General features: G+C 72.3%; 8 protein-coding genes. 3 read left to right on the top strand and 5 right to left on the bottom strand.

Features of this window, described 5'->3' with window-relative positions:
- Window positions 1-422: 422 nt before the first annotated feature.
- Window positions 423-1,205, bottom strand: a complete 783-nt coding sequence (locus AB0B76_RS21270; RefSeq protein WP_360377619.1) for a helix-turn-helix domain-containing protein — start codon at window positions 1,203-1,205, stop codon at window positions 423-425.
- Window positions 1,206-1,445: 240 nt separating this feature from the next.
- Here AB0B76_RS21270 and AB0B76_RS21265 point away from each other — a divergent pair, with 240 nt between their 5' ends.
- Window positions 1,446-2,897 (top strand): SDR family NAD(P)-dependent oxidoreductase, encoded by a 1,452-nt coding sequence (locus AB0B76_RS21265; protein ID WP_360377617.1) that lies wholly within the window; start codon window positions 1,446-1,448, stop codon window positions 2,895-2,897.
- Here AB0B76_RS21265 and AB0B76_RS21260 read toward each other — a convergent pair whose 3' ends face one another.
- Both AB0B76_RS21260 and AB0B76_RS21255 read right to left on the bottom strand, forming a co-directional pair.
- Complete coding sequence (locus AB0B76_RS21260) at window positions 2,898-3,599, bottom strand: bifunctional nuclease domain-containing protein (protein ID WP_360377614.1); 702 nt, start codon at window positions 3,597-3,599, stop codon at window positions 2,898-2,900.
- Window positions 3,600-3,703: 104 nt separating this feature from the next.
- The gene (locus AB0B76_RS21255; RefSeq protein ID WP_360377612.1) at window positions 3,704-4,369 is read right to left on the bottom strand and encodes a sporulation protein; all 666 of its coding nucleotides are present in this window, start codon (window positions 4,367-4,369) and stop codon (window positions 3,704-3,706) included.
- A gap of 38 nt (window positions 4,370-4,407) precedes the next feature.
- On the opposite strand from AB0B76_RS21255, the gene AB0B76_RS21250 reads away from it, so the two are divergent.
- On the top strand, window positions 4,408-4,809 hold the full coding sequence (locus AB0B76_RS21250; protein ID WP_360377610.1) for a MerR family transcriptional regulator: 402 nt from the start codon (window positions 4,408-4,410) through the stop codon (window positions 4,807-4,809).
- 27 nt (window positions 4,810-4,836) lie between these two features.
- Here AB0B76_RS21250 and AB0B76_RS21245 read toward each other — a convergent pair whose 3' ends face one another.
- Entirely contained in the window at window positions 4,837-5,481 is a 645-nt protein-coding gene (locus AB0B76_RS21245) for an NAD(P)H-dependent oxidoreductase (protein ID WP_360377607.1), read from the bottom strand.
- A gap of 91 nt (window positions 5,482-5,572) precedes the next feature.
- Between AB0B76_RS21245 and AB0B76_RS21240 the strand changes: the two genes are divergently transcribed.
- Entirely contained in the window at window positions 5,573-6,106 is a 534-nt protein-coding gene (locus tag AB0B76_RS21240) for a MarR family transcriptional regulator (protein ID WP_360377605.1), read from the top strand.
- Here AB0B76_RS21240 and AB0B76_RS21235 read toward each other — a convergent pair.
- Entirely contained in the window at window positions 6,075-6,617 is a 543-nt protein-coding gene (locus AB0B76_RS21235; RefSeq protein WP_360377602.1) for a TIGR03086 family metal-binding protein, read from the bottom strand. The two genes, AB0B76_RS21240 and AB0B76_RS21235, sit on opposite strands and share 32 nt — an antisense overlap.
- Between the last annotated feature and the right edge of the window lie 41 nt (window positions 6,618-6,658).

The following is a 6,658-nucleotide window of genomic DNA, read 5'->3' as shown; positions in this document are numbered from 1 at the left end:
CGCGCGCCCTCTCCGTCCAGCCCCTCACCAATTCCGGCCACCTCGGCCCGGCCGGCGCGCCCTCTCCGTCCAGCCCCTCACCAATTCCGGCCACCTCGGCCCGGCCGGCGCGCCCTCTCCGTCCAGCCCCTCACCAATTCCGGCCACCTCACCCCGGCCGGCGCGCCCTCTCTGCTCAGCCCTTCACCAATTCCGGCCCCTCCACGTTCGGCCCCTCACCGCTTCCGGGCGCCGCTGCCCGCCACGAATCCCGCCCGTTCGACGGCACCGCCCCCTCCCCCTTCGACCTCTCGCCGATTCGAGCTCCGACCCAAGCTCGGCCGCTGCCGACGAGCCGGCCGCCGACGATATGTCGGGCGCTGGCGCGCCCGACATATCGGATTTATCGGTTATGCCCAGTTCGCCCGGGACCACGCCGGCGGTCAGTAGCGAGCGGCGTACGCCGTCGGGGGCTCGCCGAACATGCCCGTGAAGTCGCGGGTCAGGTGGGCCTGGTCGGCGTAGCCCAGGTCGGCGGCGAGCGCGGCCCAGTCGATCGGCGCCCGGGCGGCCATCCGCTCGGTCACCTCGTGCAGCCGGAAGCGGCGCAGCACCCACTTCGGGCTCACCCCCACGTGCTCGGCGAACAGGCGCTGCAGGTGGCGCTCGCTGACCCCGAAACGGGCGGTCAGCTGGTCGACCCGGCGCAGCTCGGGCGACCCGGCGATCTCGTCCACCCATAGGGCCACCTCGTCCCCGACCGGGTCCGCCTCCGGCTGATGCGCGGCCAGGAAGCCGTCCAGGGCCGCCCCAACGGCCTCAGCCGGATCAATGGCATCAAGGGCGGCCATGACCAGGGCCGGAACGTGCGGAAAGACGGCGTCGGCGGCCAGCGACCGATCCGTGAGGGACTCAACCGGGCCACCCAGGAACCGGCGGAACACGCCCGGACGAAAGGCCACCCCCACGACCGCCGCCCGGCCCGACAGGACCCTCTGCACCCGCCCCCGGCACACGCCCCGGATCATCGCCGGCCCGTCGGTCGAGAAGGTCAGCTGGACGTTGGGGTACGGGACGATCAGCTGGGCGTAGTCGGGCTGGCCGCGCAGGTCCCAGCGGGCCCACCAGTAGCGGGCGACCAGCCCGGACAGGCCCCGGGCGGGGGCCGCGAAGCCGTGGGACTGGAAGTCCGACCAGGCCCCGGCCAGCTCGCGGCGGTCACGCATGCCCGAATCCTGCCACGCCCCAAAGAACGAACCTCGACCCCATTATCCGGAAATGTCGGATTTGTCGGTGGGGGCGGGCTCTACTGGACCAGTCAACGAGAACGACGCGGGCCCGCCGAGGTGTGCGTGCACAACGGGGACGGCGGAGGCCGCGGAGCAGCGGGTCCGGGTGGCAATGACGCCAACCCGGACCCGTTTCTGTTTGGTGTGGTGGCGGGGGCGTTGCGTACAGTTCCCGTCGTGACCCCGCACGACCCCCTTGACGACCTCGGCCCCGGCATCGACCCCGACCGGCTGGCCATCTGCCTCGCCGTGTTCGAGGAGCTGCAGGAGCTGCCGCCCGAGCACCCCGACGTGCTGCGCGTACGCCGGGCCACCTCGCACCTGTACAAGCACGTCAAGCGCCAGCGGCGCAGTGAGCGGCGCGCCGCCGTCACCGAGGCCGACCGGGCGGTGACCTCGGCGACCGCGACCGGCGCGCCCGGGCGCATCGACGACGAGACGCAGGGCATCGCGCTGGTGTCCCCGACCATCGGGGCGCTCGCGGGGCAGCTCAAGCGGGCGCGCTCGTGCTACACGTGCAAGACGCGGTACGTCGACGTCGACGCCTTCTACCACCAGCTCTGCCCTCCGTGCGCCAAGCTCAACCGGGAGCGGCGCGACCAGCGCACGGACCTGAGCGGGCGCCGGGCGCTGCTCACCGGCGGCCGGGCCAAGATCGGCATGTACATCGCGCTGCGGCTCCTGCGCGACGGCGCCCACACCACAATCACCACGCGGTTCCCCAACGACGCCGTGCGCCGCTTCGCGGCCATGCCCGACAGTGCGGAGTGGCTGCACCGGCTGCGGATCGTCGGCATCGACCTGCGCGACCCGGCCCAGGTGGCGGCGCTCGCCGACGACGTGGCCGCCCAGGGGCCGCTCGACATCCTCATCAACAACGCGGCGCAGACGGTCAAGCGGACCGCCGGCTCCTACTCACACCTCGTCGCGGCCGAGTCCGCGCCCGTGATGCTCGACGGGCCCATGCCCGACGTGCTGACGTTCCACAAGACGGACAACGAGCTGGTGCTGGAGTCCGCGCGGACCCCGACCCTCATCCCGCCGCACGCGCTCACCGCGCTCGCGCTGACCAGCCGGAACACGACCCCGGAGAAGATCGCGGCGCTCACCGCGATCGACGCGGGCGGGCTGGTGCCCGACCTGGCCGCGAGCAACAGCTGGGTGCAGACCGTCGAGGAGGTCGACCCGCTCGAGCTGCTCGAGGTGCAGCTGTGCAACGTCACGGCGCCGTTCATCCTGGTGTCCCGGCTACGCCCGGCGCTCAAGGCGGCGGCCGCGCGGCGCAAGTACGTCGTGAACGTCTCGGCCATGGAGGGGCAGTTCAGCCGGCGGTACAAGGGGCCGGGGCACCCGCACACGAACATGGCCAAGGCGGCGCTGAACATGCTGACGCGCACCAGCGCCGAGGAGATGCTCGACGACGGCATCCTCATGACCGCCGTTGACACCGGCTGGATCACCGACGAGCGGCCGCACCCGCAGAAGATGCGGCTGCACGAGGAGGGCTTCCACGCCCCGCTGGACCTCGCCGACGGCGCCGCCCGGGTCTACGACCCGATCGTGCGCGGCGAGCGCGGCGAGGACCTGTACGGCTGCTTCCTGAAGGACTTCGAGCCCTCGAACTGGTGACTAGCGCAACTGGTACAACAGCATGAACTTGCCGACCTGGACCTCGTCGCCGTCGTTCAGGTTGGCGCTCTTCACCCGCTCGCCGTTGACGTAGGTGCCGTTCAGGCTGCCCATGTCGAGCATCGAGTAGCCGAACCCGCCGCTGTTGCGGTGGAACTCGACGTGCTTGCGCGACACCGTGTTGTCGTCGAGCACGATCTGGTTCGCCGAGTCGCGGCCGCAGCGCACGACGTCGCCGTCGAGGGAGAACTCGGCCCCGGCCTCGGCGCCCTTGCGGATCAGCAGCGTGGCGCGGCCCGAGGGCAGCTTCTCCATGTGCGCCGTCAGGTCCAGCGGCTGAGTCGGGCCCTCGGGCGCCTGGACCGCGGCCGCGTTGAGCAGCTCCTCGGTCGTCAGGATCGGCACGCCCCAGTGCCGGGCCAGCGCGATCGCCTCCAGCGGCGCCGCCGGCACCCGGATGCCGGGCCCCAGCACGAGCTGGAACGGGCCGTGCGCGGCGACCACCTCGACCGCCCGCAGCGGCGCGTTCAACGCGGTCAGCGCGCGCTGGAACAGCTCGGCGCTGATCGGTTCGTCCATGCTGCGCGGACCGCCCTCGACGGGCAGTTGCAGGTGCCGACCCGTGGGTTCGTCCTTGAGCAGGACCACGGGACGGCTCTGCCAGGTCTGCGCACGCACACCCACCACGACGAGCTCTCGCATGCCCCGCCTCCCGAGTCCGTAGTCAACGGCTGTCAACCCCTGTGCGCCTAACGGTACCGTGTCGGGCGATCGACCCCCTGGGCCGGTCAGGTGGAGGTTTATCGTCAGATCTGTCCGATCTGCCGCATCAGCCGGTCTACCTCGGCTTCCCAGTCGACGGGTTCGCCCCGGTCGTGGCGGCTGCGGACGGCCCCGTCGAGCACGAGCTCCACGAAGTCCGCGCCGGTCGTGAAGCCGACAGCGACCTCGGTGGCGATCTGCTGGTACTGCGGCGCCACCCAGAAGTCGAACACCTGCGACACGTCGGCGGAGTTGAACCGGAACCCGAGCGCGCGCAGCGCCTCGAGGGCCGCGGCCTCGGCCGGGAGCGGGTGCACGGCGACGAAGTCCAGGTCGCCCGGGTCGTGGGCGAAGGCGACCTCGAGCTCGGTGCGCACCCCGACGGCCAGGCCGGGAACCCGCTCCCCGAACACATGAGTGATCGGTGTGCCGAGCGGAACGGCGATTTGCAGCGGTACCGCCCGAGCCTCCCCCGCCTTCAACCGGAACTCGCCGGCCAGCTCGTGGCGGCCGAGCTCCCGGGTGGCGGTGCCGTCCCGGGTCAGCACGGTCAGGACGATCCGCTCGATCTCGACGTCGCGCTCGCCGCCGGTGAGGTGTACCGCACCGCGGAGTGACTCCCCCGGGCGTGTCTCAGGATCATCGAGTACCGTATCGACGGCCGGACCGCCCACGCCCAGGGCAGCGCGGCGCAGGCTCCGGAACACCATGGCGGGCACACTAGCACGCGGCACTGTAGGGTTGGATCGTGTCAAAGCTCCTGCGGATCGGGGAACTCGCCAACCAGGCCGGCGTGTCGACGCGCACCGTCGACTTCTACACCGGACTGGGCCTGATCGAGTCGGCCGAACGGACGGCCGGCAACTTCCGGCTGTACGACGCGTCCTGCATCGAACGGATCGCGGCGATCAAGGCGCTGGAGGCCAACGGCGTGAGCCTGGCCGACATGGCCGGCGCGCTCGAGCGCGGCGCGGGCGACCTGACCGGGCAGCTCAGCCAGGTGCAGGGCGACATCGACCTGCTGCGCGAGGCCGCCTTGCACGCCGGGCCCGCCGCGCACCAGCTCCTGCTCGCGCTCACGGCGCGGCTGCAGTCGCTGGTGCACACGGCGATCGAGCTGACCCAGAACCTGCCGCCACTCGGCGGTTGAGCCTTACGCGCTCCCGTACGCGCTCCCTTACGCGCGGACGACCAGCTCCGCGATGCGCCGGCCGTGCAGCGCCGCGTGCTCGTGGCCGGTCTTCAGCAGCTCCGCCGCCCGCCCCCGCAGCGGCGCCATCGCCGGAGTGACGTCGGCGAGCGTGAGCTCGGCCTCGGTCACGTGGACGTCGAGGTGCAGCACCTCGGCGAGGATGCGCCGCACATACGGGCCGTTGTGGTCCCAGCCCTCCTTGGGCGCGCCCGGGCCGTAGCCGCCGCCGCGGCTCATCGCCAGCACCGCCGGCCGCCCGGCGAGGGGCCGGTCGCCGGCGCCGCCGAACGCCGGGTTGAGCAGGACCAGGTCGATCCAGGTCTTGAAGCTCGCCGGGACGCCCCAGTTGTAGAGCGGCACCGCGAACACGTACGCGTCGGCCTCCAGCAGCTCGGCCGAGAGCCGCTCGTTCAGCGCCGCCGCCTCCGGCGCCGCGGGCGCGGACGGGTCGACCATGGACAGCGCCGCCCGGCCCCAGAGGTCGCCGGGCAACGGCTCGCGGCCCAGGTCACGACGGGTGACGGTGGCGCCGGGGTGCTCGGCGAGCCAGGCCTGCTCGGCGGTGTCGGCGAGCGCACGGCTCACCGACCCGGTCGTGCGGATGCTGGCGTCGAGACGGAACAGGTGCATCGGTACCTCCACAGTTTGTGCAGCTGTGAAGAAAGTCTGCTTCGCAGAACATCTGATGGCAAGAGTGAGTGACCTGCTTATCATTACTGTCATGACGCAGGCGGCTGATCCCCACGTCGAGCTCCAGTCGGACCTCGGCTGGGCGCTGGGCGTGCTCCTGCGCGGCTACGCGAAGGGCGCCCAGTCGGTGATCGCCGATGTGCCCGGCGGCCCGCGCGGTTACCAGGTCCTGACCTCGGCCGTCGACGGCGCGGCCCTCACCCAGCTCGCCCTGGCCAACAAGCTGGGCATCGACCGGACCGTGATGACGTACCTGCTGGACGACCTCGAGAAGGCCGGCCTGATCGAGCGCAAGCCCGACCCGGCCGACCGCCGGGCCCGGCGCATCTCGGCCACCGAGGCGGGCCGCGCCACCCTCTGCGACCTGCAGCGCAAGCTGCGCCACGTCGAGGACCGGGTGCTCACCGCGCTGCCGGAAAACGACCGCGCCCGCTTCCGCGACATGCTCCGCGAGGTGGCCGTCAACATCGACACCCAGGACCCGCTCCAGGACGCCTGCTCGGTCGTCGAGTCGCTCGGCGCGGCCGAGGCGCCTAGGCCGCCCAGAAGGGGTCGCGGCCGCTGAGCGCGAGCACGCGGTCGAACATCGCAGCATCGGCCGGCACCGGCACCTCGGGCCCGTAGACGCCCATCGCGCGGCCCTGCTCGGCGGAGCGGGCGACCTCGTCGTACATCAGGCGCAGCACATCGCCGGAGAACGCGACCGGCACGCCGATCCCGCGCGCAAGGTCCCAGCCGTGCAGCACGAACTCGCCGAGCACCATGCCCCCGACCAGGTCCGCGGGCATCTCGATGCCGCCCATGACCGTGCCGCCGTCCCACGCGTCCGCCTCGCCCCACGCCGCCGCGAGCCGCTCGAGCTGCGCGCGCACGTCGCCGTCCCCGCCCCCGGGCGCCACGGCCTCCTTACGCGCGGCCCCTTCGAGCGGCGGCCCCCACTCGAGCAGATGCCCGACGAGCCCGCGCACGTCCCACTCCCGGCACGGCGTGGGCCGCCCGAGGTCTTCCGGCGAGATCCGGTCGGCGAGGGCGATCGTGACGGGCGCGGCTTCAACCAGCAACAGGTGCTTGTCCATGCCGTCAACCTGCCCCACCGGTACCGCCGCCGTCTTGAACA

Source organism: Dactylosporangium sp. NPDC049140 (assembly GCF_040648435.1).
This window is presented reverse-complemented; position numbering and strand designations above follow the sequence as displayed.

What these genes read in the sequence shown, in the direction of transcription:
- AB0B76_RS21260 (WP_360377614.1), bottom strand. Translation starts at nt 3,599, where the DNA reads ATGCGAGAGCTCGTCGTGGTGGGTGTGCGTGCGCAGACCTGGCAGAGC.
- AB0B76_RS21270 (WP_360377619.1), bottom strand. Translation starts at nt 1,205, where the DNA reads ATGCGTGACCGCCGCGAGCTGGCCGGGGCCTGGTCGGACTTCCAGTCC.
- AB0B76_RS21240 (WP_360377605.1), top strand. Translation starts at nt 5,573, where the DNA reads ATGACGCAGGCGGCTGATCCCCACGTCGAGCTCCAGTCGGACCTCGGC.
- AB0B76_RS21235 (WP_360377602.1), bottom strand. Translation starts at nt 6,617, where the DNA reads ATGGACAAGCACCTGTTGCTGGTTGAAGCCGCGCCCGTCACGATCGCC.
- AB0B76_RS21255 (WP_360377612.1), bottom strand. Translation starts at nt 4,369, where the DNA reads ATGGTGTTCCGGAGCCTGCGCCGCGCTGCCCTGGGCGTGGGCGGTCCG.
- AB0B76_RS21245 (WP_360377607.1), bottom strand. Translation starts at nt 5,481, where the DNA reads ATGCACCTGTTCCGTCTCGACGCCAGCATCCGCACGACCGGGTCGGTG.